This is a genomic window from Williamwhitmania taraxaci (genome assembly GCF_900096565.1).
Taxonomy (GTDB): domain Bacteria; phylum Bacteroidota; class Bacteroidia; order Bacteroidales; family Williamwhitmaniaceae; genus Williamwhitmania; species Williamwhitmania taraxaci.
Genome location: NZ_FMYP01000047.1, coordinates 1 through 24,658 on the forward strand (window position 1 = coordinate 1; position 24,658 = coordinate 24,658).

23 protein-coding genes are annotated in these 24,658 nt (G+C 42.8%); 6 read left to right on the forward strand and 17 right to left on the reverse strand.

The window, feature by feature from the left end; translation table 11 throughout:
* On the forward strand, positions 1–227 hold a 227-nt coding region (locus BLS65_RS12015), incomplete at its 5' end, for an ATP-binding protein (protein ID WP_170830107.1).
* A gap of 62 nt (positions 228–289) precedes the next feature.
* On the opposite strand, the gene BLS65_RS12020 is transcribed toward BLS65_RS12015, so the two are convergent.
* Positions 290–1,345, reverse strand: coding sequence for a 6-phosphofructokinase (locus tag BLS65_RS12020; RefSeq protein WP_092439323.1), 1,056 nt, complete (start codon positions 1,343–1,345; stop codon positions 290–292).
* Positions 1,346–1,795: 450 nt separating this feature from the next.
* Here BLS65_RS12020 and BLS65_RS12025 point away from each other — a divergent pair, with 450 nt between their 5' ends.
* Positions 1,796–2,446 carry a DUF47 domain-containing protein gene (locus tag BLS65_RS12025; RefSeq protein WP_092439325.1) on the forward strand — a complete coding sequence of 217 codons (651 nt, stop codon included), beginning with the start codon at positions 1,796–1,798 and terminating at the stop codon, positions 2,444–2,446.
* A gap of 16 nt (positions 2,447–2,462) precedes the next feature.
* Positions 2,463–3,452 (forward strand): inorganic phosphate transporter, encoded by a 990-nt coding sequence (locus BLS65_RS12030; RefSeq protein WP_212590547.1) that lies wholly within the window; start codon positions 2,463–2,465, stop codon positions 3,450–3,452.
* 127 nt (positions 3,453–3,579) lie between these two features.
* On the opposite strand, the gene queA is transcribed toward BLS65_RS12030, so the two are convergent.
* The 11 genes from queA to BLS65_RS18320 all read right to left on the reverse strand — a co-directional run bounded on the left by queA (position 3,580) and on the right by BLS65_RS18320 (position 14,736).
* On the reverse strand, positions 3,580–4,629 hold the full coding sequence (gene queA / locus BLS65_RS12035; protein ID WP_092439329.1) for a tRNA preQ1(34) S-adenosylmethionine ribosyltransferase-isomerase QueA: 1,050 nt from the start codon (positions 4,627–4,629) through the stop codon (positions 3,580–3,582).
* A gap of 21 nt (positions 4,630–4,650) precedes the next feature.
* Positions 4,651–5,382, reverse strand: coding sequence for a tRNA pseudouridine(55) synthase TruB (truB, locus tag BLS65_RS12040; RefSeq protein WP_394331460.1), 732 nt, complete (start codon positions 5,380–5,382; stop codon positions 4,651–4,653).
* A 272-nt stretch (positions 5,383–5,654) separates the two neighbouring features.
* The gene (locus BLS65_RS12045; RefSeq protein ID WP_092439331.1) at positions 5,655–5,936 is read right to left on the reverse strand and encodes a DUF3098 domain-containing protein; all 282 of its coding nucleotides are present in this window, start codon (positions 5,934–5,936) and stop codon (positions 5,655–5,657) included.
* A gap of 28 nt (positions 5,937–5,964) precedes the next feature.
* A complete protein-coding gene (locus tag BLS65_RS12050) occupies positions 5,965–6,849 on the reverse strand; it encodes a cell division protein FtsX (protein ID WP_092439333.1) in 885 nt (294 codons plus the stop codon).
* 10 nt (positions 6,850–6,859) lie between these two features.
* On the reverse strand, positions 6,860–9,271 hold the full coding sequence (locus tag BLS65_RS12055; RefSeq protein WP_092439335.1) for a YfhO family protein: 2,412 nt from the start codon (positions 9,269–9,271) through the stop codon (positions 6,860–6,862).
* 271 nt (positions 9,272–9,542) lie between these two features.
* Positions 9,543–10,625: a non-hydrolyzing UDP-N-acetylglucosamine 2-epimerase gene (gene wecB / locus BLS65_RS12060; RefSeq protein ID WP_092439337.1), complete on the reverse strand. Its 1,083-nt coding sequence runs from the start codon at positions 10,623–10,625 to the stop codon at positions 9,543–9,545.
* Between the two features lie 21 nt (positions 10,626–10,646).
* The gene (locus BLS65_RS12065; RefSeq protein ID WP_092439339.1) at positions 10,647–11,972 is read right to left on the reverse strand and encodes a glycosyltransferase family 4 protein; all 1,326 of its coding nucleotides are present in this window, start codon (positions 11,970–11,972) and stop codon (positions 10,647–10,649) included.
* A gap of 147 nt (positions 11,973–12,119) precedes the next feature.
* Complete coding sequence (locus BLS65_RS12070) at positions 12,120–13,655, reverse strand: glycine--tRNA ligase (RefSeq protein ID WP_092439341.1); 1,536 nt, start codon at positions 13,653–13,655, stop codon at positions 12,120–12,122.
* 166 nt (positions 13,656–13,821) lie between these two features.
* On the reverse strand, positions 13,822–14,043 hold the full coding sequence (locus BLS65_RS12075; RefSeq protein ID WP_092439378.1) for a VF530 family protein: 222 nt from the start codon (positions 14,041–14,043) through the stop codon (positions 13,822–13,824).
* A 111-nt stretch (positions 14,044–14,154) separates the two neighbouring features.
* The gene (locus BLS65_RS12080) at positions 14,155–14,346 is read right to left on the reverse strand and encodes a cold-shock protein (protein WP_092439343.1); all 192 of its coding nucleotides are present in this window, start codon (positions 14,344–14,346) and stop codon (positions 14,155–14,157) included.
* A 237-nt stretch (positions 14,347–14,583) separates the two neighbouring features.
* A complete protein-coding gene (locus BLS65_RS18320; protein ID WP_170830108.1) occupies positions 14,584–14,736 on the reverse strand; it encodes a hypothetical protein in 153 nt (50 codons plus the stop codon).
* 35 nt (positions 14,737–14,771) lie between these two features.
* Here BLS65_RS18320 and BLS65_RS12085 point away from each other — a divergent pair, with 35 nt between their 5' ends.
* Positions 14,772–17,114 carry a tetratricopeptide repeat protein gene (locus BLS65_RS12085; protein WP_092439344.1) on the forward strand — a complete coding sequence of 781 codons (2,343 nt, stop codon included), beginning with the start codon at positions 14,772–14,774 and terminating at the stop codon, positions 17,112–17,114.
* Here BLS65_RS12085 and BLS65_RS12090 read toward each other — a convergent pair.
* From BLS65_RS12090 to BLS65_RS12110, 5 genes are all read right to left on the reverse strand, one after another.
* Positions 17,100–17,351: a hypothetical protein gene (locus tag BLS65_RS12090; protein WP_092439346.1), complete on the reverse strand. Its 252-nt coding sequence runs from the start codon at positions 17,349–17,351 to the stop codon at positions 17,100–17,102. The two genes, BLS65_RS12085 and BLS65_RS12090, sit on opposite strands and share 15 nt — an antisense overlap.
* A 165-nt stretch (positions 17,352–17,516) precedes the next feature.
* Positions 17,517–18,254: a DNA repair protein RecO gene (gene recO, locus BLS65_RS12095; RefSeq protein ID WP_092439348.1), complete on the reverse strand. Its 738-nt coding sequence runs from the start codon at positions 18,252–18,254 to the stop codon at positions 17,517–17,519.
* Between the two features lie 4 nt (positions 18,255–18,258).
* Positions 18,259–20,538, reverse strand: coding sequence for a type IX secretion system anionic LPS delivery protein PorZ (gene porZ, locus BLS65_RS12100; protein ID WP_092439350.1), 2,280 nt, complete (start codon positions 20,536–20,538; stop codon positions 18,259–18,261).
* A 46-nt stretch (positions 20,539–20,584) separates the two neighbouring features.
* Positions 20,585–21,169 (reverse strand): RdgB/HAM1 family non-canonical purine NTP pyrophosphatase, encoded by a 585-nt coding sequence (gene rdgB / locus BLS65_RS12105; protein ID WP_092439352.1) that lies wholly within the window; start codon positions 21,167–21,169, stop codon positions 20,585–20,587.
* Positions 21,170–21,274: 105 nt separating this feature from the next.
* Positions 21,275–22,075: a universal stress protein gene (locus BLS65_RS12110; RefSeq protein WP_092439354.1), complete on the reverse strand. Its 801-nt coding sequence runs from the start codon at positions 22,073–22,075 to the stop codon at positions 21,275–21,277.
* Between the two features lie 314 nt (positions 22,076–22,389).
* Here BLS65_RS12110 and BLS65_RS12115 point away from each other — a divergent pair, with 314 nt between their 5' ends.
* Together BLS65_RS12115 and BLS65_RS12120 are read left to right on the forward strand one after the other, a co-directional pair.
* Positions 22,390–23,706: an adenylate/guanylate cyclase domain-containing protein gene (locus tag BLS65_RS12115; RefSeq protein ID WP_212590546.1), complete on the forward strand. Its 1,317-nt coding sequence runs from the start codon at positions 22,390–22,392 to the stop codon at positions 23,704–23,706.
* Between the two features lie 72 nt (positions 23,707–23,778).
* On the forward strand, positions 23,779–24,612 hold the full coding sequence (locus BLS65_RS12120) for a universal stress protein (protein ID WP_092439359.1): 834 nt from the start codon (positions 23,779–23,781) through the stop codon (positions 24,610–24,612).
* The last annotated feature ends 46 nt before the right edge of the window (positions 24,613–24,658 follow it).

The window sequence follows — 24,658 nt, forward strand, 5'->3', positions numbered from 1 at the left end:
ACGATCCGGCAAGAAATGCCCTAATGGATATCGTTGAACAGAAGTATGACAAGACTTCTATTATCATTGCCGCACAGATACCGGTAAAAAACTGGCATGAAACAATTGGCGAAGGAACCATTGCCGATGCAATTCTAGACCGCATGGTTCACTCGTCACACCGCATTGAATTAACCGGTGAGTCAATGCGAAAAAACAAGATGAAAAAAGCTCAAATTAATTCATAAATTTGGTCACGAAATCATCCCTTTTTTTGTGGCACAACATCACCGAAACAAGTGGCACAATATCACCGAAATATCAACCTGCCGAATGTTCCTTTAATGATTAAGTCCAGCGCCAGATTTCCAAATGCCATCGGCACAATACTATCGAGTGCATCGGGCGCTCCTGACCGGACAAGGTAACCCAAACGCTGGTTGATGATGTCTACTTTACGGCCCTTGTTATATTTTCCCGAGAGCGTTTTCAACTGTTCAGAGACCATGTCGCCAATACCGCCCAACTTTTTATGTCCGTATGCATCAGCTTCTCCACCCTCAAACATCATATCTCCATTTTTAAACGAAGCACCTTCGGAAACGAGTACTACAGAGTAACGGCTTGGATTCGAATTTCTATCTTCCACCATTAATTTGGTTAGGTGTTCAATGTCGAAGCCAAATTCCGGGATTACGCAACGGTTTGCCGCACCGGCCATTGTCGGAAGCAGCGCTGTATAGCCAGCGTAACGTCCGAAAACTTCAATTACCAAAAATCGCTCGTGCGAGCCGGCGGAAGTGCGCAGTTCGTGCACTAGTTCAATAGTTCTGGAGATACAGGTGCCAAACCCAATGCAGTAATCGGTTCCAGGTACATCGTTATCCATAGTTTTGGGTATGGCAATAACTGGTACTCCTTTTTTGTGCATGTGCACACCATATGATAGGGTATCGTCACCTCCAATAGGAATTAGGTAATCAATTCCCATAAAACTAAGGTTGGCTATTACTTCTGGCGTTAGGTCGTTTAAGGTATCGCTGTATTTACTCCGTAAAAATTCGGGGACATTGTCTTTCTTTACCTTGTCGGGTCGTGTGCGCGAAGTATGCAGGAATGTTCCTCCTGTTCGGGCCAACTTGTTCACCAGCGATTCGGTAAGTTCTACGATATCCGTTTGTTCTGATGGTTTAAGGTCGCGATTGATACTGATCAAGCCTTCCCATCCTTTTCGAATACCCATAACCTTATAGCCTTCGCGAAGCGCACGAATGGTAACTGCGCGGATGGCTGGATTTAATCCGGGGACATCACCACCACCTGTCAAAACTCCGATGGTTCCTTTGTGATTCGTTGTCTTTGCCATATTTTTTCATTTAGGAACAATACAAGTTACAACATTATTGCATTTGTGTAAATGGTTTTTGGATATAAACACTCACGAAATAGTTCTGTCAGGGATGTTTTGACAACTAGATCGATTCACAGTGGAATGGCTCGGGTAGTACCTTGCGATATAGGAACGGTAGGGAAAGAGGTCTTTGGATTGGTATCCATCCACGTGCAGCAAATGTTTTCTTACATTACCTTGCACGTGTTTTACTCACTAAGGTCCAAATAAGAGTGTTTCGGAACAGTATTATGTTTATGCACAATTTATTGCATTTTATCATACTTCATGATTACACAACACAGCCTTAACAATAACTTAACATTGGCTAATGCGAAAGCGGGTAACTTCGCACCCTGTCGTTTTTGACTTTAGCTATTTGGGATGTAATTTTTTAAAAGGATATATCTACTAAAACTAATTAAGATGAAATTCAGTAAGTTTCTTCAGTTGATGGTGCCTAAAGATGGCAAGTTTTTTCCACTTTTCGAAGCATCTGGCGATGTCATGGTTGAGTCTGCCAGGCAGTTACACAACCTGATTACAGTTGAGTCAGAGGAGGACCGCCAGCAGTATTTTGCTATTATCAAGAAGTTGGAGAACGATGGGGATGAGTTAACCGAGACAATCACCAACGAACTGAATAAGACTTTTGTTACTCCTTTTGATCGTGAAGAGATACACGGGCTGACCATTTCCATGGATGATGTTATCGATTCAATTTATGGAGTAAGCCAGAAGATTAAGCTATACGTTCCAAAAACCCACTGTCAACAGCTATTGGAACTATCCTCGTTAATGATAATCACGGCAGAACGCGTGAGAAGTGCCATGGGCTTGCTTCGCGATGCGCGAAAGAATATGGATGCACTGGACCTGGCTTGTCGGGAAATTCAGGATTTTGAGCATCAAGCAGATGTGCTTTACTATAAGGGGATGATGGATATTTTCCAAACGGAGACCGATGCTATTGAGTTGATAAAAAAGAAGGAGATACTTACGGACATTGAGCGGGCATTCGATAAGGCGAAAGAGATTTCCAACGTGTTGAGGGCAATCGTTATTAAGCTAGCTTAACCCAACTGTAATGATTATATATCTCGTAATTTTTGGCGTAGCCATTGCTTTGCTCTTCGACTTTCTTAATGGAATGAACGATGCTGCAAATTCTATAGCTACCATCGTCTCCACAAAAGTACTCTCTCCACTTGGAGCTGTAGCGTGGGCTGCCTCGTTCAACTTCATTGCCTACTTTATTTTTGGGGTAAGCGTTGCTGCTACAATTGGCAAGGGAATTGTTGATCCTAAGTTAATCAATGTTTACTTTATCATTGCGGCCCTCATTGGCGCGATAATATGGGTGTATGCTTGTACTCGTTTTGGTATGCCTATTAGTGTTTCGCACTCGCTTATTGGGGGATTGATTGGTCCAGGTCTTCTTGCGGGTGGTATTGCGGCAATTTCTGGTGGAAAAATTCTCTTGGTGTTATTGTTTATTGTCTTATCGCCAGTCATCGGTTTGCTGCTTGGATACCTGGTCATGATCATTGTTATGCACCTTTTTAAACGCACAACACCGCTCAAGGTCGATGGCTATTTTCGGGTGTTGCAGCTGGCTTCCTCTGCGGTATTTAGTCTTGGTCATGGGAGCAATGATGCCCAGAAAACTATGGGCATTATTTGGGCACTACTTATTGGAGCACAAATGATCCCCGCCGATGCTGATCTTCCACACTGGGTTGTTATCTCATGCTACTCTGCCATAGCCTTGGGTACTCTTACTGGGGGATGGAAGGTAATTAAAACTTTGGGTGTTGGTCTTACCGACCTTAAACCGGTTGGTGGGTTTTGTGCTGAGACAGCCGGTGCTATTACCGTTATCGGATCCTCGCTCGCGGGTATTCCTGTTTCAACTACTCATACGATTACCGGGTCTATCATGGGGGTTGGCCTTACCCGTCGACTTTCGGCTGTGCGCTGGGGTGTAGCTGGTAATATTGTAACGGCATGGGTTCTCACTATTCCGGTAACCATGCTCATCTCAATGTTGATATATGCGGTTTTGCGCTGGTTCTTTATGTAAATTATGCTAAGTCATATAATCAAAGGATGCTATCAATGCCTTTGATAATGTAGAAGTGGTCTGAATAAAATAAAAAATGCCTTGGCCGTTAAGCCAAGGCATTTTTTATTGAGATATTTTCTCGTTTTTAGAGAATAAGCATTGCGTCTCCGTAGGTGCCAAAACGATATTTTTCCTTAACTGCTTCGCCATAGGCAGCCATTACTCTATCGAATCCACCAAACGCACAAACCATCATAAGTAAAGTGGATTGTGAAAGGTGGAAGTTGGAAATCATTCGGTTAGCAACTAAAACCTCATAAGGAGGGAAGATGAACTTATTGGTCCAGCCATCGTATGGTTTGAGATAGCCATCGGTTGTTACCGAAGTCTCGAGAGTGCGCAGAACGGTTGTACCAACGGCACACACATGCTTGCGACTTTCCTTGGCTTTATTGACCAATGATACCGCCTCGTCCGAGATGTTTATTTGTTCACTATCCATTTTATGCTTGGTGAGATCTTCTACATCCACCGTGCGGAAGTTTCCAAGGCCAACGTGTAGTGTGATTTCAGCATTATTTACCCCTTTAATCTCCAACCTTTTTAGTAATTCACGGCTAAAGTGAAGTCCAGCAGTAGGAGCAGCTACAGCACCCTCATGCTTTGCATAAATGGTTTGGTAGCGTTCCCGATCTTCCGGCACTACGTTGCGGCGAATAAACTTAGGAAGTGGGGTTTCTCCCAACTTGTAAAGTGTTGCCTTGAATTCCTCGTAGTCCCCATCGAAGAGAAATCGCAATGTACGTCCGCGGCTGGTTGTGTTGTCAATGACTTCGGCAACAAGTAGATCATCCTCGCCAAAGTAAAGTTTATTTCCAATCCGTATTTTACGGGCAGGATCAACCAGAACATCCCAAAGTCGTTGTTCACGGTTTAACTCTCTCAAAAGAAATACTTCAATTTCGGCACCTGTTTTTTCCTTGTTGCCATATAGGCGTGCGGGAAAAACCTTGGTGTTATTAAATACCATTACATCGCCTTCGTCGAAATATTCAATTATCTCTTTAAACATGCGATGCTCAATTTTACCGGTAGCACGATTAAGAACCATGAGCCTAGATTCGTCCCGGTGTTCAACAGGGTGCTTGGCTATGAGCTCTATTGGTAAATTGTATTTAAATTGAGATAGCTTCATTGTATGTTTTTTTATTTAAAATCACTGAGCTTTATACGTGGGGAAATCACCTTTGTTACGGTGCTCCGCGATGTTTTCTTCAAATTTTTCAAGGGAGATGCAATTGGTAGCTATAAAGGGACCAGTGGCAGTTCTCCGAAGGGAAATTAAGTGGGATCCACTTCCAAGTCGTTCGCCAATATCGCGACCAAAAGATCGAATGTAGGTACCTTTGCTGCACTCCAGCTCAACTTTAGCAATAGGAAGGTCGATGCTTAAGAGTCGGGCGTTCCAAATTGTTATTTTGCAGGGTTTAAGTTCTACCTCATCACCACGCCGTGCTATGTTGTAGGCGCGTTGTCCATCAACGCTTTTTGCCGAGTAAATAGGAGGAATTTGATCTTGCTCTCCAATAAATCCTTGAAGTACTTCTTCTACCATTTCCTTAGTAATGTGTTCCCAAGGATATTCCTGATCAACCTCTTTCTCAAGATCGAAACTTGCGGTGGTAGCGCCAAACTGTACCTCGGTAACGTAGGTTTTTCGGTGGCTTTGCAACTCATCCACCATGCGGGTGGCTTTGCGTCCTAGGCAAATTATTAAAACGCCAGTAGCCAATGGGTCCAGCGTACCCGAGTGGCCAACTTTTAGTTTCTTTAGTCCATAGTATTGGCGCATGAGAACCTTTACCTTCCGAACAACATCTGTTGAACTCCATCGGTAAGGCTTGTCGATGGCAATGAAAGCCCCTGTTTCCTCAACATTTTCGCTAATACTATTGACTGGAATCCCCTCGTAATTCAACAATTCACTCACACCAAAATTCTCCAATCTTTATTAGTTTTTTAACCGCACCAAATCGATTTTTAATCTTTTTGGTGCTACTGCTCCCAAATTTGCAAACCCATCTCACCCAGGCTTTCTGTGTTGGATAAAGAGCGATTTGTTAACTCTTCTTCAACGACTTTAACCGAGCAAAGATGAAATGGTAAGTTGTTGTGATATATTGATTTGCCTAATAAAACTAGGCGTTGTTATTGTTGCGATTACTCTGTTTTTTCTTTTGGTTTTTTCATGATGGCATAGATTTCGAAGATAAATCCAAAGAGCACAACGATGGGCGCCAAGGTAATCCTGCGAAAACTGAAAATTTCTTCAGCGTTAAATACTTTTGGATCGTCGCTTCCGCCGCCCATCATCAGAAGGAATCCCAATACGATTATTCCAAAACCGATGAGCATAAGCCTATAGTTTTCCATCCCAAGGGCAAAGTCGAACTTCTTCTTGGTGTCGATTTCCTCATTACTCTTCATGCTGTTAGTTGCCATAGTTATCTGTTTTTCAGTAGTTATAAAACTAGTAATATAAGTCGTCAGCCTTAAGCCTTAAAAATTTCTGGACCGCAAAAAAAGTTGAAACATAGCTAATGGTAATTCCAAGAATTAGGACTGAGCCGAGTAGGATTGAGAGCATGGCGATATCGGTAATTTCTAGAATCTGTTTTACCTGCTCCTGTCCAAACCAAATTAGAGCCAAAAGCAAAAGATCTGCAATTATTCCAGCATAAAGACCATGGGCAATACTCCTTACCAAAAATGGTTTCCGTATGAAGCCATAGGTGGCACCAACCAGCTTCATGGTATTGATGAGGAATCTACGGGCATACACCGATAGCCGGATGGTATTGTTGATGAGCACGAGTGCAAGAAAGAGCAGTAGTGCGCTAAAAGATAAGATGGTCATACTTATTTGTCGGACATTTTCGTTCACTAAGTCGATAAGATTTTTCTGGTAGTTTATCTCCTTAACCTGATTAAATGTTTTAATCTCTTTCTCAATGGCCACAATTGAGTCTGAGTTGGCATAGTCGGCCTTCAATCTTACTTCGAGAGAGGCACTGAGCGGATTGTTACCCAAGAACTCCACAAAATCTTGGCCCAACTGTTCTCGCATAATATTTGCCGCCTCTTCTTTTGATATGAAGGTGGTGCTTTTTACGTATTGCGAGGAATTTAAGGCTTTAAGTAGTACGGCAGCATCGGTCTCGTTTACATCTTCCTTTAACAGCACCGAGAAGCTAATGTTCTCCTTTACAAAGTCGGAAAGTCGCTTGGCATGCATGGCCAGTAGTCCTACTACCCCAAGGGTAAATAGTACCAGAGCAATGCTAATAATTGAACTTATGAACGAGGAGCGTAGACTCCTCTTCGCTTGACCTTGTCGAATGTCGGTGGTGCTCATTGCTTATATATTATTCAACCTTTTTTACGAAACGAAACAACTCTACCCCAAGCGCACCCAATGCTGCCAATATTAGAAGTAGACTAGAGGCGAGATCGATATTTTTTCCAACCTCATACATCGCCGGCTTAAACTGGAATTCAACCTTATGGGTTCCCTCAGGGAGCATCATTCCTCGGAGTACGTAATTTGCCCTAAAGTAGGGTGCCGATTTTCCGTCGATGGTAGCATTCCATCCTTTATCGTAGAAGATCTCTGAGAAAATTGCCACTCTTGGAGCCGATGTTGTATAGCTATATACCAGCTTATTTGGGGCATACTCCAGAAGTGCGATTTTTGCGGTCGTGTCGGGGTTGAAAGACTTAACTGTTAACTGTTGCTCAAACCGCTTGTCGACAATGGCGAGGCTTTTGGGGTTAAAGCTTGTTAGCGCATCAATTTCTTGATCGGCATTGTCCACCAATTGTATTTTGTCAACAAACCACGCATTTCCAAGGGCGTCGGCGTTATAACGAACTTCTGGTTCGGTTTGGCCTTGAATGATAAAGTATCGGGTGTTAAGCATGTTTAGAACCGCCATGTTTCCATTTCCAATTTGTCGATCGATGAGCTCTTGGTATCTCCGCATTTTTGCTCCATGGTAACCTCCAATTGACTTATGAAAGTAAGATGTAGAGGCATCGTTGAATGGCGATACGGAAACGTTGTAAACACGGTAGTTTGGATCGGTGTCTTTTAATATTTGCTCATTGGCAGCCGATTTTGGAAAGGGGATGGCTACCTGCGATTTCATGGCAAAATCCTTACTACTTATGTAGCGGTGATTTACAGTCCACATATCCATAAGAATCAGTGCCAGCAGCCCCATCACAAATAGTTTGATGTTGACTTTCTTATAGACAAACGCAAGAAGCAGTCCTGCTGCCATCAACACGTAGGCAAGTGAACGGAAGGCATCAGCCTTGAGCATTGCTGCGCGGTCGGACCTTAGGGCATCGGCCATTTGTCGCGGCCATTGCGCTTCGATTGGTGAACTGAAATCGAAGACCATTCCTCCGAAAAGGATGAATAACAGTGCGATGGAGGATGTTACAATCACACTCCACGTAAAGGCTTCCAGAAATTTTTTGCGATCGAAATTATCCTCAAAGAGTGGTTTGAGTGCCAGAAATCCTATGAATGGAACAACAAATTGGGCAATTATTAGAATCATGCTTACTGTGCGGAACTTGTTGTAGCCAGGAATGTAGTTGAGGAAGAAATCGGTGAGTCCGGGGAAGTTTTTGCCCCACGCGAGCATAATGGCAAGAAATGTAGCTCCAAGCATCCACCAGCGTAAGGATCCTTTCAGGTAAAAAAGGCCGAAAATGAACAGAAATACCACAATTGCGCCAAGATAAACCGGGCCGGAGGTCATTGGCTGCGGCCCCCAGTAGGCTGGAACTTGCTCGGCCAATTGGGTTGCATTGGGAACCGAATTAGCATTTAGCGCCTTGTAGAGTTCTCCACTAGTACCAACTCCCGACATAGAACTTCCTCCCATCAAGTTTGGGATAAAGAGGTTGAAGGTTTCCATTTTGCCGTAACTCCACGCCGTTGCGTAGTCCTTGTCGAGGCCGGAGGTTTGGTTGGCTTGGTTGTGTGTTAGTTCGCTTTTTCCGCGTATGGAGTCTTTTCCGTAGTCGTAAGTAAACCAAAGGGATGAGAAGTTTGCCCCGACTGCTAACGCAGCAGCAACCATCAGAACGGCTGATCCTTTAAGGAATTTGGTCCAAGTTTTTTCTTTTATGGTTTCAACAACTATATAGCCTAGCAAGAATAGCACTACAATGGCACCGTAGTATGTTATTTGTAAGTGTCCAGCATTAATTTCGAGTCCTAAGAACAAACCAGCCAAGGCTCCTCCCAGTAAGAGTTTGTTGCGGTATGCAAGCCAAATGCCTGCAATCATTGGAGCTAAATAGCTAAGCGCAACCATTTTTGAATTGTGTCCCGCCTGAAGGATAATGAAGAAGTAGGATGAAAAACCATAGGCAACTGCTCCAACGAGTGCCAACCAAGGGTTAACACCAAAGGCTAGCAGCAAAATGTAAAATCCAAGCATGGCAACAAAAATGTAGGAGGCAGGGCGCTGTCCTATTTGAATTACCTGTTCCACATATCGGATAAGGTTGGTCTTATATGCTGTCGATATGAGGTAGGCCGGCATTCCGCCAAACATGCTGTTGGTCCATAAGGCTTCTTCGCCTGTTTTTACACGAAAATCATTAATTTCCTTTGACATCCCTTGATACTGCTGGTTGTCGTGTTGGATTAACGATTGGCCGGAGAGTTGTGGGTAAAAGTATGCATAGGAAATTACCAGAAAGGTTACCACTGCAATTAGGTGCGGCCAAATTTTCGCTAATAAATTATTTTTCATGCCAATACATTTTATATTCACGTATAATTTAAGGCCGAATTTTCGTGCCTTGCCGGTATTTTAGTTGAATTGTACTAACTCTTTGTTCTTTGCCTAGTTCGCCAGTCTTGCAAATTCGGGCGATTTGACCCTATTCGGCAATTCAGTTTTGGCCACACTAAAGTAGTTTATTTTTACTTGGTTAAAAAGAACGAGTTCTTGCGGTTGAATAATTTAACGATTATTAAGATTCTAACCTAGAAATACCCCGTTAGGTTCCCTTAAATTAAAACTACCGTGACCAGTTTAGCAAGGCTTTTGCCACCACCTCTGAAGCTTTTCCGGCACCATAAAGGTTTTTAGAAAAATCATTCTTTCGGGTCATCATAACTTGATATGCCGCAATAATTGTTTCATCATGGGATCCCGAAAGCATATTGTAGCCGCCTTCTACCAACTCTACCCATTCCGTTTGCTCGCGAAGGGTAACGCAGTTCTTATGAAAGAAGAACGCCTCTTTTTGAACGCCGCCACTATCGGTCATTACCAAACTGCAGGCTTTTAGCAGTTCAACCATGTCGAAATAGCCAACGGGTTCAATTACCTTAAACTCGGCAACGATCCCCTCCTTTTTCGAAATACCTAGTGTGCGCGGATGTAGTGGAGCAACAACAGGTGTTTCCTTGTTTATTTTGTTTAACGCATTAAAGATTGAACGGAGTAGGACTGGGTTGTCTGTGTTTTCTTGCCTGTGAACGGTTGCAAGAACAAAAGGTTTGCCTGCTAGTTCCAACTCCGAAATTATGGTCGATTTTTCTGCTGCTTTTTGCGCATAATATATTGCAGCATCCTGCATCACATCGCCATTTTTTATAATAGTATTGCCGAAATTTGCATACCCTTCCTTCTGAAGGTTTTCGATGGCGGCGTCGGTGGGACAGAAGAGCAGATTCGATATTCTGTCGGTCAATATTCGGTTAATCTCTTCAGGCATATCCATGTTGAACGACCGCAGGCCAGCCTCCACATGAATCACAGGAATGTGAAGCTTGCGTGCGGCAAGAGCCCCAGCGAGTGTGCTGTTGGTATCACCAAAAACCATAACACCATCAGGGCGTTCCTTGAGCATTACGGTTTCGAGATGCTCCATCATGCGCCCGGTCATCGCTCCATGCGTAAGACTATGGATGTCGAGATTGTAGTTGGGCTTTGGAATTTCCATTTCATTGAAAAAAACCTCCGACATGTTTTTGTCGAAGTGTTGGCCGGTATGCACGAGCACCTCTTCTAATCCAAATTCTCGGAGTTTTCGGCCAACGGCTGCCGCTTTTATAAATTGCGGACGAGCACCTACAACGGTTAATATTTTATTCATCGGTAATTTTATATTATTCCATTATCGAATTTTATTCTGCTCAATTAAGGTTTCCATTTCGGAGGCTAGTCTAACGGTAAGCTCTCGCCTCGAATATTTTGCCGTGCCTTTGGGTTCCACTACAAGTTTCCCTTGGCGGAATAGGTCTAGCGCCTCCACGAGGTAGCGCTTAGTATCTGTGATATTCTCAAAATCGAAAATATGGCCCGCGCCGGTTTCCCGGAGGATTTCGGCAACCTCACCGTCCTCGGGTCCAATTGCCAAGATAGGGCGACAGGCCGCTAAGTATTCAAAAAGTTTGCCCGTGAGGATTCCCTTTGCTGCTGGAGTGTTGTTTACCAATAGCAAGAGCATGCCTGCAGAGCCTTGCTCTTTAATGGCCTCGTTGTGTGGGAGGTATGGCGTATATTCGACGATTGCTTCGAGATTGTTTTCCTTCACGGACTCACGAACTGAGAAGTCGATGTTGCCCACCAATTTTACTGCTACCTCATTGGCAATAGAAGGTTGCTCTTTAATAAGTTGGCCCAAGGCTGTCCATAAGGCAAATGGATTTCGAGCCTCACCTAAGGTTCCAATGTGCACAAAAGTGAGTTTAGTCGCCTCTGTTTTTTGGGTTCCTATAATGTCCGATTCGTCGAAGCCGTTAGAAATGACGGAGACCTGTCTTGCCCCTTTGGCTAGAAACTCTTCCTTCATGGCTTGATTTACAGTTATTACAAGGTCGGCTTCTGTTAAAACTTTTTTCTCCAGTCTCCTGTGCATGGAGTCGGCGAAAGGCGTGAGCATGAGTTCGTGGTAGAAATCAATATTGGTCCACGGATCCCGAAAATCGGCGATCCAAGGAGTTCCAAATTTTTGTTTCAATCTCCGCCCAATGAGGTGCATGCTATGGGGCGGTCCTGATGTTACTATCAGATCGACTGGATCATCTCCCATGAGTTCAGAAAGATAGCGAACTGATGGTTTTACCCAAAATACCCGTGGATCGGGGATGAACAAGTTACCTCTGAGCCATATGGCAACTTTTTGGGCGAAACTAGGTTTTTTCCCATCGCTGATAAAGTTTGCTGCAACCTTGTCGGTGGCCTTCATACCTACAAATTTCTTGTAGATAGCGTATGGTTCCTTTATTGGGGTTTTAAAAATGGTTACTCCGGGCGGAACTTCGTCGAGGAGGGAGCGGTCTTCCACCGGAATTTCAGGGTTAACGGGTGTGTAAACAATAGTCTCCCATCCCATCAAGGTGAGGTATTTTACAAATTTTAGCCATCGCTGTACTCCAGCACCGCCTGATGGGGGCCAGTAATAGGTAATTATTAGAACTCGACGCGATGCTTTTTCCATTTTATTAGGGGTAAATGCCGAGAGACAACACCATTGCTTGCCTGTTCGTTCGCAACTCTTTTGTCACGTTTGGGTGAAACCAGTTTCGTGTTATAAAAGTAAACCGGAAGTCTTTTCAGACTCCCGGCTGGAAAGGTTTTTAGCAGTTTAAAGTTGCTCGAAAAGTTTGCGATAGCTCACTTTTTCTTCAACAATTGCGCGAATACGGTCAATAGGAATACGCTCCTGAACCATGGTGTCGCGATCGCGAATGGTTACCATGCCATCTTCGAGCGATTGGTGGTCGACCGTGATACAGTAAGGGGTGCCAATTGCATCATGGCGGCGGTAGCGCTTGCCGATTGTGTCTTTTTCGTCGTAATGGCAGTTGAAGTCCAATTTTATATCGTTAAGAATGGTGCGGGCAAGTTCGGGAAGTCCATCCTTTTTAATAAGCGGGAATACCGCTACCTTAACAGGAGCCAAGGCTGGTGGAATACGCAGCACAATTCGTTCGCCATCGTCAACCTTCTCTTCGGTGTAGGCCGATGCCATTATTAAAAGAAACATGCGGTCCACCCCGATAGATGTTTCAACTACGAATGGGATGTAGTTTTCGTTGGTTTCGGGATCGAAATACTGAAGTTTTTTACCTGAGAACTTGGTATGGTTGCTAAGGTCGAAGTCGGTACGAGAGTGAATTCCTTCTACTTCCTTGAATCCAAATGGGAATTCAAACTCAATATCGCAAGCGGCATTGGCGTAGTGGGCTAGTTTGTCGTGGTTGTGGTAGCGATACTTTGCTGGATTTGTGCCAAGGGCTTTGTGCCAACGAAGACGAGCCTCTTTCCAGTATTCATACCACTTCATCTCCTCACCAGGGCGTAGGAAGAATTGCATTTCCATTTGCTCAAATTCGCGCATGCGGAAGATGAATTGGCGGGCTACAATCTCGTTACGGAAAGCTTTGCCGATTTGGGCGATACCAAATGGCAATTTCATGCGGCCGGTTTTTTGAACGTTCAGGAAGTTTACGAAAATACCCTGTGCCGTTTCGGGACGGAGATAGATGGTGTTGGCATCTTCACTAACTGAGCCCACTTTTGTTTCGAACATCAGATTAAACTGGCGAACTTCGGTCCAGTTGCGGCTTCCAGAGACTGGGCACACGATTTCAAGGTCAACGATTAGCTGGCGCACACCTTCTAAGTCGCCGCTCTCGAGGGTTTGAACCATTCGCTTCCTGATGTCCTCAATTTTTTCAAGATTTTCGACCACGCGAGGGTTGGTTTGCCTAAACATGGCTTCGTCGAAGGTTTCGCCAAAACGTTTGCGCGCCTTCTCCACTTCCTTCTCGATCTTATCTTCTATTTTTGCCATGTGATCCTCAATGAGCACATCGGCGCGGTAGCGCTTCTTGGAATCTTTGTTGTCGATGAGGGGATCGTTGAAAGCACCAACGTGGCCGGATGCTTTCCAGATTTCGGGATGCATAAATATTGCTGAGTCAAGACCAACGATATTCTCGTTGAGTTTAACCATGGAGTCCCACCAGTAGCGCTTTATATTATTTTTGAGTTCAACGCCGTTTTGACCATAGTCGTATACAGCGCTAAGCCCGTCGTAAATCTCACTTGAGGGGAAAATAAACCCGTACTCTTTGCAGTGTGCAATGAGTTTTTTAAACAATTCCTCCTGAACCATACTTTTCTTAATTTATCGTCTGAATCAAAAGGCAAAAATAACTGAATTATTGGGATTGATGCAATGGTTTTGGGATTAGTTTCTATAGAATGCTTGGTTGGAGCGAGCCTTGGCCTTGTATGCCATATCTATTGCGGCTACATGGGTAGCTGTTGGTACGACTGGTTTATTTACCAACTATTATTTCGATGTAGAGGTCTTCGACTTTTTTACGGGCCCATTCAGTCTTTCGCAGAAACTTGAGGCTCGATTTTATGGAAGGGTCGTTATTGAAGCAGTTGATGTCGATTCGGTAGCCCAGTTGTTCCCATCCGTAGTGATCGACCAATGCCACAAGTATGGCCTCAAGTGTTTTGCCGTGCAGGGGGTTGTTTTGTTGTGGTTCCATTTTTTTGATGTTCTTATGCTCTGTAAGTATATGCTCTAGATGGATATGAAGCATAAAAAAAGCCTTACTTGCGTAAGGCTTTTGGATTACAAATGTCTTGTATGTTATAGACTAAGCTAGCTTAACATTAACTGCATTTAATCCTTTTCTTCCTTCTTGAAGTTCGAAGGTAACTTCGTCATTTTCTCTGATTTGATCTTTCAAGCCAGAAACGTGTACGAAATACTCGTTGTTTGAATCTGCGTCCTTAATAAAACCGAAACCTTTGGTTTCATTGAAGAATTTTACTGTTCCTTTGTTCATCACTAATAAATTAATTTGCACAAATGTAGGGCTTTATTTCAAACAAAACACAAAAGGTGATATTTTTTTTCGCTTATTATTTTTAGTGTGTTAAATATTCAAGTGATTGCAAGATGTTCAGGTGTTTACCCTTTGTGAAATAAATTGATCAGCCGTCTTTTTTTGTAGTCAAAGTTGGTTTTATAGGGAATTTTTTGTCCAAAAAGCTACACTGGAACCGTTTTGGTAAACAGGTGGCTACATGGGATCGATCTCGTTCATGATACTCTTGGCTAATCCTGTATCTGTTGGCATGCTCAATGCTGTGATTTTCTGGTTGGATACATTTGGCGATTTTTCAAGTAATTTGTTTTTTTTCCCTAACGGAGGAAGAAAACACTTAAATTCCATACAATTCCCTACTTTAGTCGAGCAATTACGCGTTTATGAGAAAGCTACTTTTTTTTGCAATACTTTTCCCAATACTTTCGCTTACGGTGTTTGCCGAAAAGGTTGATACCCTGCGCTTATTCAATCAACTTTCCACTGCTTCTCCTTCTGAACAAATTCCAGTCATGCTTCAGATTAGTTCGGTTCAGCGAATTGATTATCCCCGTAGGGCATTATATTGGGCAAATAGAGCATTGGAGCAATCTCAGAAATTGAGCATTGGAGAGCTTACTGCCGAAAGTTACTTTGCCTTAGGATACTTGCACTATACTTCCAATGATTTTGATCCAGCTTTGGATGAGTTTAACAAGGCCTTACGGATCTACAAACGGTTGGGGCTAACTGCCGGTGAGTCTAAAGCGTTGAATCGGATTGGAAATGTATTCCAGCTAAAAGGGGCCTATCCAGAGGCACTTCAAAATTACAATAAAGCCTTAACCCTGAATCGAAGCGTTAATAATGAGGATGAAATAGCTCGTAGTCTCACCAATATTTCGAGCATAAATCGACTTTTCGGCAATTATACGGGCGCATTAGAGCATAGTTTGAAAGCTTTGGATCTCTACGAAAAGGTTAAAGATAAGGAGGGTATCGCGTGGTCGGCATTAAATATTGCGCGGCTTTTCCGTATTTCTAACGAACCCGAGAAGGCTTTGGAATACCTAACCAAATCAATGGCGCAGTATCGTCATTTAAATCATGGTAAGGGTGATGTCAATGGCATTACGCTATGCTTAAGTGAAAATGCAGCTATCAGTTTACTCCTTGGAAAGATTGATGAAGCCTATGTACAAAATCTACTAGTTTATCTCACCAATATTTCGGCGGGGAATTTGTATGGAGCCTCCATGGCCAAAGGAAATATAGGGATAATTCTTTATAAACTTGGACGCTATAGTAAAGCTGAGAAAAGTATCGAGGCTTCCCTTAAAATTAAAAGGGAGATTGGCGATAGCTTGGATTTGGCCTCCCTCTATCGCTATTTAGGATTGGTGAAAATAAAGCAGAAGCAGCCTCAACAATCGTTGGTCTTACTTAATGAGGCTGAAAAAATTGCTACACGACAGAATCTTCGACAAGATAAAAAAGATATATTTTTAGCCAAAGCTATTGCCTATTCACAAAAAGGGCAGTTAAAAGAGGCTATACGGCAATACATTAAATTCTCTTCTTTGCGCGACAGCCTGAATAGGCAACAAGTAATGCGTATGGAAGAGAAATATGCTCTAGAGAAGCAGATTAAAGAACGTGAGTTACAACAGCAGCATGCGGATGTTCTCCAGTATGCCCGCCTTCAACGGCAGCGGCTTGTCTCTGTGACCATTGGTGTTGGTTTGCTCCTTTCTCTGGCTCTAGCACTTGTTTTACTTAAACGGAATGAGGAGAAGCGTAGAACTAATGTTATTTTGGAGGCGAACAACCAAGCCATTCTAGCTCAAAAAGAAGAGATTGAGAATCAGCGTGATGAGATAAAAATGCAGCATGACGTTACTACTCTTCAGCGCGATAAAATCGCAGGGCAACAAAAAGTCATTACCGATTCAATTCGGTATGCTGGAAGAATCCAGACGGCACTATTACCTAACCATGAGGCGTTGATGAGGGTATTCTCCGAATACTTTATTATATATAAGCCCAAGGCATTCGTGAGCGGCGACTTCTATTGGATTTCGGAGCAGCGGGAGATTGATTTATTTGCTGCTGCAGATTGTACGGGCCATGGTGTTCCTGGAGCCTTTATGAGCTTATTGGGTATTAGTTCGCTCAACGAATTGGTTGCTCGCAATCAGCTTACCGATCCAGCTGCCATTCTTAGTCAGATGCGTTTAGCTATTGTGGAAATGCTGCACCAAACCGGTTCGGCAAGGGAATCTTTGGATGGTATTGATATGGCATTGTGCGCCTATAATAAAAAGGAGCACCAACTTCATTTTGCAGGGGCATATTGTTCGTTGTTTTTGGTGCGCGAAGTTCATTTGGAGATGCCGCATGAGGCTGCCATACTGGTTTTTGAGATGGAGGGGAAAGCGTTATGGGAGGTAAAGGGGCAGAAGATGCCCATTGGATTTCATCCGTTGATGGATAAACCTTTTGAAACTAGAGTAATTAACACCCTATCTGGAGATGTTATCTATCTCATGAGCGACGGTTTTGGCGACCAAGTGGGTGGGCCGAAGGGTGGGAAATTTCTTCAGCACAATCTTAAGCGAGAATTGATTTCGCTTCACGGGGAGCCCATCAGTAGGCACAAGGAGATTCTTGAAGCAACCCTTCAAACATGGATGGGCGACAGCAAACAGGTAGACGATATTCTTTTAATGGGATTATCTCTTAACTAGCATCTTGCCGGTTATTAAAACCGATTCTGCTTGGATATACCCACTTCCATTTGAGACACTTCCGGAAGTTATGGGGCTAATGGCAATTACCTCATATCCTTCCTGTGCCAATGCATTGCAGGCATTTTCTACCTCCTTGGCCAAGTCGTTGGCATCTACAACACTATACTCCTCTCCCGATACAGGAAAACTGGTCCAATAGGTTGAGCGAGCATGTACAGCAACGGTTTTATACATAGTAAATGTTTTTTCTAAGATACGAAATTTAGCATTATCCTAAATTGGCGAAGTGAAAATTTCTTTTCGAGACAAAAAGAAGTGGCGCCAATCAACTACACCATTAGTAAAACTAAGGTGAAGTCTAGAATTTGTTGGCGATTTTTTCCTGAACCACAAACTAGACTAGTTAAAAACCTCTTTAAGAACGGCCAGCGACTTCAAATTGCTAACACCATCCATGTGGTGTTGGAAATAATCTACCAATCCCTCTGCCAGAAGATTGCGATGTGTATTATTCAACCCAATTTTGTTTAGGTCGGAAAACGATCCCTCAAATACTTTTAGCAGAAGCGAACTCAATGGATCAAGTATTACTACCGGGTGCGATGGTAGCGTGTTTCTAAAAACGCCATTTTTAATATCGAAGAATATTGTGCTGGACGTATCGGCCGATATTGTGGGGAAGAAGCCAAGAAAACGCGTGAGTTGGGCCATAAAAACCAAATGAAAATTGGCTACGCCTTCTTCAACCACGTCTAGCATCTGTATTGAAGACCATAGAAATGCAAAAAGCGATTCATTGGGTTCCTCTTCGCGCATTGTTTTGGATAGCAGTTCCGCAAGGAAAACAGCAATGGCTCCTTTTCGCAAGTCGGCATTTACATATAGGCCAGGAAACGGATTGATAACCTCTTTTACTCGAAGAAGAGTGCTTTTTTTCGGGGGAACTGCAACAATTTCGAGGAGTGAAAGTGGTTGAAATAGAACGATTTTTCCAGGTCGCTTGCCCTTGCGAGCAACGCCGTTGACCATGAAACTTTGCCTGCCGCCTTGGTCAGTATATACTTGAACAATGAGGCTGCTCTCGCCATACTTTACGCTCGAGAGCACTATTCCCCGCAATTTGCTGTAGTCAACCATGTATTTAATGAATGAACAACAACTTGCTCACCGCACTCTTTTCCCCTTCGGCATCGGAGCAAAAAATCAGGTAAACTCCGGTATTTACTCGTCTTCCATTTAAATTTTTTCCATCCCATTGTATTTCTCCACCAAGCGATTCACCTTCAAAAACTAGGTATCCGTTAATATCGGTGATTTTTACCGTAGCCTTGGGGATAAGTCCAACAATGGTGATTTTTCCATTGAAATTCTCTCTTACTGGGTTTGGAAAAGCATAAACCTTTCCGAACTCTGCTCCTCCTCGGATGGCATCGCCTCGGTAACTAATTACGCCTTTATCTGTAATGAAGAAAACTTCGCCGTTGTCTTGGTCGATAGTAATATCTAGTATGCTGTTGGAGGGGAGTGGACTATTATCGGTATTGAAAGCCAAAATCTGGTCTACTCCATCGGCCGATTGGAGATAGGCTCCGCTCCGCATTGTTCCAAACCATTTGCGGTTTGCACCATCAACGGCAATGGCCGATACGGCATCCGTTTTCAGCAAATAGGCTGCTTGTCCTTCTATCTCAATGGGTATTTTTATGCGCTGTGCTGTAATGGCCTGACGGAATGCTGATTCGGCATTGTATATAACTTCAACACCCTCTTGGGTGCCAATCCAAATTTTACCTTCATTGTCTTGGGCCATGGAGAGTATGTCGTTGGAGAGTGGTACTCCCGACGGGTCAGTAAGAGGGATTCTTAGGTATCTGTCGTCGCTCTCTGAAAATGGATCGGCCCCTTTGTCGTATACAAATACACCCGTTTTTGGAAGGCTCATCCAGAGGTGACCAGTGGTTTCATGAAAGAACATGGTTCCAAGTCTATCCGCGTTAATAGATCCACCAACCGAAATTGCTGTCCATGTTCCATCTGGTTTTAAAACCGAAATGGGTTTTACCGCTCCCGCGTTATTGACCCATAGGTTTCCATCGGAATCGTAGCAAATACCACGACAGCGAATGTAGGGTTCTCCGGGATAAATCGATATTAAAGTGCTGTTACTTTCGCCGTAAAGTATGGAGAATTGGTCGTTTTTGAATTTTGTAATTCCACTACCCCAGCCGGATACTGATATCTCGGTGGGATCGGTGGGATTTATTGCGGGAAGGTAGCCATCGTTACCAGTTCCCCATTGGCTTTGCCACTGGTTGTTCCTGTAAATATTTATGAGTAATCCATTCCAACTACTTGCCCCCACATCGTCGAAGCCTCCACGCGACACCACAAGGGTGCCATTGACCCAGTTACCTCGGAATGCTTCGTTGCTGTATGGACCGTTGGGCTTAAAGTTTTGGGCATCGCCTGATTTGTATTTTACAAGCCCGTTCGAATTGTCAGCACTCCATAGGTAATTTCCATCAAAATACGAATAGCAAGGATCAAAAGAGTATAGGCCGAATGTATTTACAGTTTGAAGGCCTCCGTTTGAGAATATTTCAATTCTTTTTTTTCCAGTAACACAAACCCCTTGTGCCGTTGCACTAATGGATGTTATTTCTGTTTGGGTCGAAGCAAGGGTAGTCCATCCGCCTCCGGTTACAAATTGATAAACCTTGTCGTTAAACCCATTTAAGCCTTTTTCTTGTGCGTATAGGGTGTTTCCACTACTGGCGAGTCCTATAAACTTATTTCCAGAGGAAGGTGGGGAGGTGTTTTTCCATTGCTCGAAATAGTAGAGTAGAGGATCGGAGATGGAGGCATACTTAAGTCCGTCGGATGTTGCTGCATAAAAACTTCCGTTAAATTGGAGAAGAGAATAGACCGAAATGGATGAGCCCCCACTGCCAATATAATAGGTATCTTTAATCTCCGGAATGGCAGGATCAATTACTACAATCCCAAACCCAGTAGCTGCGTATATGTTTCCATTGAACAGAAGCATCGAATAAATAGATCGATCTCCTGGGATTTTCTTTTCCTTAATATCGATGATGGCCGTAACTTTTCCATCTTTAACAAGATCAATACTTCCATCGCTATACCCAACTGCTATTGTATTTATTTCATCGAATACGGCAAGAGACGATACACCATAGGAAGAGAGGCCTGTAACGCGAGATTTTTTTTCTATTTCGCCCGAATTCTTGTTGTAAATGAAGTAACCCTCTTCAGTTGGAACATATGCTTTGTCCTCTGTTACCAAAATTCCTTTCACGCTTGAGTAGGAAAAATGATCTTGCCATTTTCCGGGGGAAACTTGGCCTTTGACGGCTATGGTTATACAGCAGAGTATAGAGAGGATAGTATATTTGAGCATTAGCTTTTCTTGAAAAACGTATAATGGAGGGTAATGTTGTTGCTGCTTACCTGATTGAGTTTTGTTTTAGGTAGTTGTTGAGGGCTTTGAATGCTATTCCTCTATGACTAATCTCGTTTTTAAGTGCTAGTGGCATCTCGGCAAAGGTTTGTTCATAGCCGTTAGGCACAAAAATGGGATCATATCCAAATCCGTCAATACCTTTCTCACGCTCGAGAATTTTACCTTGTACTATCCCTTCAAAAAAGAATTCTTTTCCATCGAGGATAAGCGAAAGAATTGTCTTGAATCTAGCATCTCGATTTTTCGAGTCTTTCATTTCGGATAGAACCTTTAGCAAATTGTCATGAGCATCTCTTCCTGGTCCGGCATAGCGGGCGGAGTAAACACCTGGTGCGCCGTTCAGGGCATCAATCTCAAGACCTGTATCGTCGGCAAAGCAGGAGATGCCAAATTTGTTGTAGATAAACCATGCTTTTTCCGATGCATTTCCTCGGATTGTAGGCTGGTTCTCGGGAATATCGTCATGAAAATTCAACTGGGTAAGGTCAACCAACTGAAAGTTGTCGCCGAGCAGTGCTTGAACCTCCCGGAGTTTATTTTGGTTTTGGGTAGCAAAAACTATTCTCACAGTAAATAACAGGGATAATTTTTAAACAAAGTAATGGGCCAGCCCTAACGACTAACTTAGAATTGGGCTCTTGTTTGATGGAAGGGCATTTCTGCCCTTCATAGCTTAAGTAGTTGGATTGATGCTCATGACCGGGATATGGCCTGCATTGGCAATGATAAACTGCTCATGTGGCTCCACAATAAACTTATCCTCGTTATCTTTTGGTGTAGTCATTAACACGATGAGATCGGCGCGAATATTTACGGCAATTTCGAGTACCTCCTCGGCATAATTTTTTTCACCTTTTACATCATATTCAATATATTTTGCTCCAAGTTCGTCTAGGAATTTCCGAGCCGATGCCATGTTAAGGTCAACCCTACACTGCAGCTGTGGGTCAACTATATATGGTTTTATTAAGTGAAATCGGGAAACATAGTATGTGCAGAAGTAGCTAATCCAGGAATGTTTCTCCCTGTTTTGTTCGGTAAAATCAATAGGGAAAATAATTTCGTCGTAGCGCTTGTTGATGGGTGGTTCTTGTATGGTTACAAAGGGCACACTCGATGAAATAATTACCTTGTGGGCAAGGCTTCCGGATATTTCTTCTTTACCACGGATACTATGGGATCCCATAATTACCATGCTAGCGTTAATCTCTCGAGCCACTTCGGCGATTTGTACAAATATACTACCTTCTTTAATTAGTGCAATTGGTTCAAGGCCAAACCGTGCGGCCGATTGACTTGCTACCTTCGATAATTTTTCTTGCATCAACTTATGGTCACTCAATCCATTTACAATATGGAGAAGGGTAATAGGCTGATTTACCACCTGTGAAACGCGTATGGCGTGCTGAAGCGCGTAGTCGGCTACTTGCGAAAAATCGTAGGGGACAAGAATTGTAACTCCGGTGTTTTTCATACGGCGGAATGTTTTGAAATGGCATTGTTTTCAGAAAAAAATCAACTTGATAAGTAGGCTACAAGGTAAGTATTTTAATGTAGTTAGGAACCACAAACGAAATATTTTCATGGATTTCGTAGGAAACATATTGCTGAATGGTTTATATTAGTTGCAAACGATATTATAAGTATTGTATACGTAACATCTTAAAAATGAGTCTATATATAGTTGTTGCGATTGCATCTGTTCTCCTTAATATAGTTTTGGTGGGTGGTTTTTACGCTCTAGTAATAAGGAAAAGGCGCGCTTTGCATGATTTAAATACGGTATTAATGCAAAAAGAGCAAGAACTATTGCGAGAGATTGACCGCAACAACAACCTTTTTAGTAGGGTAATAACGGAAGTTCGCCCCGATGTCTCCGTTTTGTCGAATAAAACAGAGACGCAAAAATTCAAAATGGTGACTGTTCTCTTTGCCGACATTGAAGGCTTTACCCAAATTGTGGATACGATGAATCCGGAAAGTCTCATCGATGAATTGGATAGGTTTTTTTTAAAGTTTGACGCGGTAGTACAGCATTATAATATTGAAAAGATAAAGACCATTGGCGACGCCTACATGTGCGCTGGTGGTATTCCTATAAAGAACCGAACTAATCCGGTGGAGGTTGTGTTGGCCGCTCTTCAGATGAATGCTTTCATGAAAGACTTGCAGGCCAACAAAGGGCAAGAGGTTTGGTCATTGCGAATCGGTATTGATACTGGACCCGTTATTGCTGGTACCATCGGCAGCCTGAAGCCATCGTATGATATTTGGGGCACTACGGTAAATGTGGCAAGCCGGATGGAGTCATCGTCAGACGGAGGTAAAATCAATATTACAGGAAACACATTTCTTTTTGTAAAGGAGTATTTCAATTGCAAGTATCGCGGCAAGATGCCAGTGAAAAACAGGGGCGATATTGATATGTATTTCGTTGAAGGAATAATTCCGCATTTCTCTCATCCCACTTGTTTATTTCTTCCCAACAATGCGTTTGTTGTACAACTTCAACTGCTCCGACTGGGCGATTTGGAGGAATTTGTTCTCGATATGTTGGAAAAGGGATTGCCAAAAAATTTGTATTACCACAATCTCAAACATACGGTTGACGTTTACACACAGGTTGAGCTTATAGGAAAGGCGGAAGGGCTGAGCGACGAAGAGTTGCTGCTTATACGTACGGCTGCTCTTTTACACGATGCGGGTCATCTGGTCGATTATGACTACCACGAGGAGATGGGTGTAAAGTTGGCCAAGGAGATATTGCCAAAATACCTTTATTCGTCGCAACAAATTGAAATCATCTCAAAAACTATCATGGCAACTAAAATGCCCCCGAAGCCTCAAAATTTGTATGAACGAATAATTTGTGATGCTGATCTTGATTACTTGGGCCGGATGGATTTTCTTCCAGTTTCAAATAATTTGTTTAAAGAATTGCAGGAGCATGGACGTATTAATAGTATGGCCGACTGGAATGGAATGCAGGTAAAGTTTATAGAGAAGCACCAATATTTTACAAATACGGCTCAAAAACTCCGAAATGTCAACAAGAATATTCAACTTGAAAAGATTAAAAGCGTGATTATTACTGGGGTTACATAAAATTTCAGGAAATTATTGTAGGTTGCATTAATTTTACTATATTTATCGTTGATTATTATGGCATAAAGTGCTATGGACGAGAAACAAAAAATAATACTAGTACCTTGGGATTTCACAGAATCTGCAGAGTTGGCCTTCCAGCATGCAATTCAGCTTGCACGTGTAGCATCCAATGATATTCTTCTGTTCCACATGATTCCCCCAAAGTTATTTGAGGGGAGTAAGGTTAGGCAGAAGAAGGTGGATGTGGCTCGTCATCTATTAAAGGAGGAAGCTGAGCGACTCAACCAAAAATACGGTATGCGTCCCGATGTTCTCGTTTCTGCAGGGAGTTTAAAAAAAGCAGTGATTGAATTGCTTGCAGGTGGTTTGGTGAACTTGGTTATTGTTTATAAGACGTATGCCGTTTCATCCAAAAAATCCATTGACTCTTCCAGATTTTTGCGCGGTATAAAGGATGCCATTGTTCCTTTTCTTGTGGTAGAGGCGCCTCCAGCCCATTCACACTATATTGAAATAGTTGTTCCTATTGACCCTGACAAAAAATATAAGGAAACTGTTCACTGGATTATTCACCTTTCCAAATACTACCAATGCAACATCAACCTTATTAAGCCATACCTTAACGACGAGACAAAGAAGCGTAGTATGGCCTCTAATATTTTCTTTACAAAGAAAATGCTTGATGGAAATAAGATTGTATACGGTATAAAGACAGCGAAGAAAAATAAGAGTTATACTGAAGAGATTTATAGCTTCGCTAACAATATTGACGCTGATTTAATTCTGATTATGTCCGATAAATACGACAAGTATGTGCGTACTAAGACAGAGGAACAAACTACAGAACATGTTCCGATTATGTGCATAAATCCTCGGGTTCGGAAGTATCAAAGTTTTGCATAGTGTTTGGTTTAAATAAAAAAGACCGGCTGTATGGCCGGTTTTTTTG

Bases quoted from the DNA above. Each gene is read 5' to 3' on its own strand.
- BLS65_RS12020 (WP_092439323.1), bottom strand. From the start codon at position 1,345: ATGGCAAAGACAACGAATCACAAAGGAACCATCGGAGTTTTGACAGGT.
- BLS65_RS12025 (WP_092439325.1), top strand. From the start codon at position 1,796: ATGAAATTCAGTAAGTTTCTTCAGTTGATGGTGCCTAAAGATGGCAAG.
- queA (WP_092439329.1), bottom strand. From the start codon at position 4,629: ATGAAGCTATCTCAATTTAAATACAATTTACCAATAGAGCTCATAGCC.
- BLS65_RS12045 (WP_092439331.1), bottom strand. From the start codon at position 5,936: ATGGCAACTAACAGCATGAAGAGTAATGAGGAAATCGACACCAAGAAG.
- BLS65_RS12050 (WP_092439333.1), bottom strand. From the start codon at position 6,849: ATGAGCACCACCGACATTCGACAAGGTCAAGCGAAGAGGAGTCTACGC.
- BLS65_RS12055 (WP_092439335.1), bottom strand. From the start codon at position 9,271: ATGAAAAATAATTTATTAGCGAAAATTTGGCCGCACCTAATTGCAGTG.
- wecB (WP_092439337.1), bottom strand. From the start codon at position 10,625: ATGAATAAAATATTAACCGTTGTAGGTGCTCGTCCGCAATTTATAAAA.
- BLS65_RS12065 (WP_092439339.1), bottom strand. From the start codon at position 11,972: ATGGAAAAAGCATCGCGTCGAGTTCTAATAATTACCTATTACTGGCCC.
- BLS65_RS12070 (WP_092439341.1), bottom strand. From the start codon at position 13,655: ATGGTTCAGGAGGAATTGTTTAAAAAACTCATTGCACACTGCAAAGAG.
- BLS65_RS12075 (WP_092439378.1), bottom strand. From the start codon at position 14,043: ATGGAACCACAACAAAACAACCCCCTGCACGGCAAAACACTTGAGGCC.
- BLS65_RS12080 (WP_092439343.1), bottom strand. From the start codon at position 14,346: ATGAACAAAGGAACAGTAAAATTCTTCAATGAAACCAAAGGTTTCGGT.
- BLS65_RS18320 (WP_170830108.1), bottom strand. From the start codon at position 14,736: ATGGAATTTAAGTGTTTTCTTCCTCCGTTAGGGAAAAAAAACAAATTA.
- BLS65_RS12085 (WP_092439344.1), top strand. From the start codon at position 14,772: ATGAGAAAGCTACTTTTTTTTGCAATACTTTTCCCAATACTTTCGCTT.
- BLS65_RS12090 (WP_092439346.1), bottom strand. From the start codon at position 17,351: ATGTATAAAACCGTTGCTGTACATGCTCGCTCAACCTATTGGACCAGT.
- recO (WP_092439348.1), bottom strand. From the start codon at position 18,254: ATGGTTGACTACAGCAAATTGCGGGGAATAGTGCTCTCGAGCGTAAAG.
- porZ (WP_092439350.1), bottom strand. From the start codon at position 20,538: ATGCTCAAATATACTATCCTCTCTATACTCTGCTGTATAACCATAGCC.
- BLS65_RS12110 (WP_092439354.1), bottom strand. From the start codon at position 22,075: ATGAAAAACACCGGAGTTACAATTCTTGTCCCCTACGATTTTTCGCAA.
- BLS65_RS12115 (WP_212590546.1), top strand. From the start codon at position 22,390: ATGCAAAAAGAGCAAGAACTATTGCGAGAGATTGACCGCAACAACAAC.
- BLS65_RS12120 (WP_092439359.1), top strand. From the start codon at position 23,779: ATGGACGAGAAACAAAAAATAATACTAGTACCTTGGGATTTCACAGAA.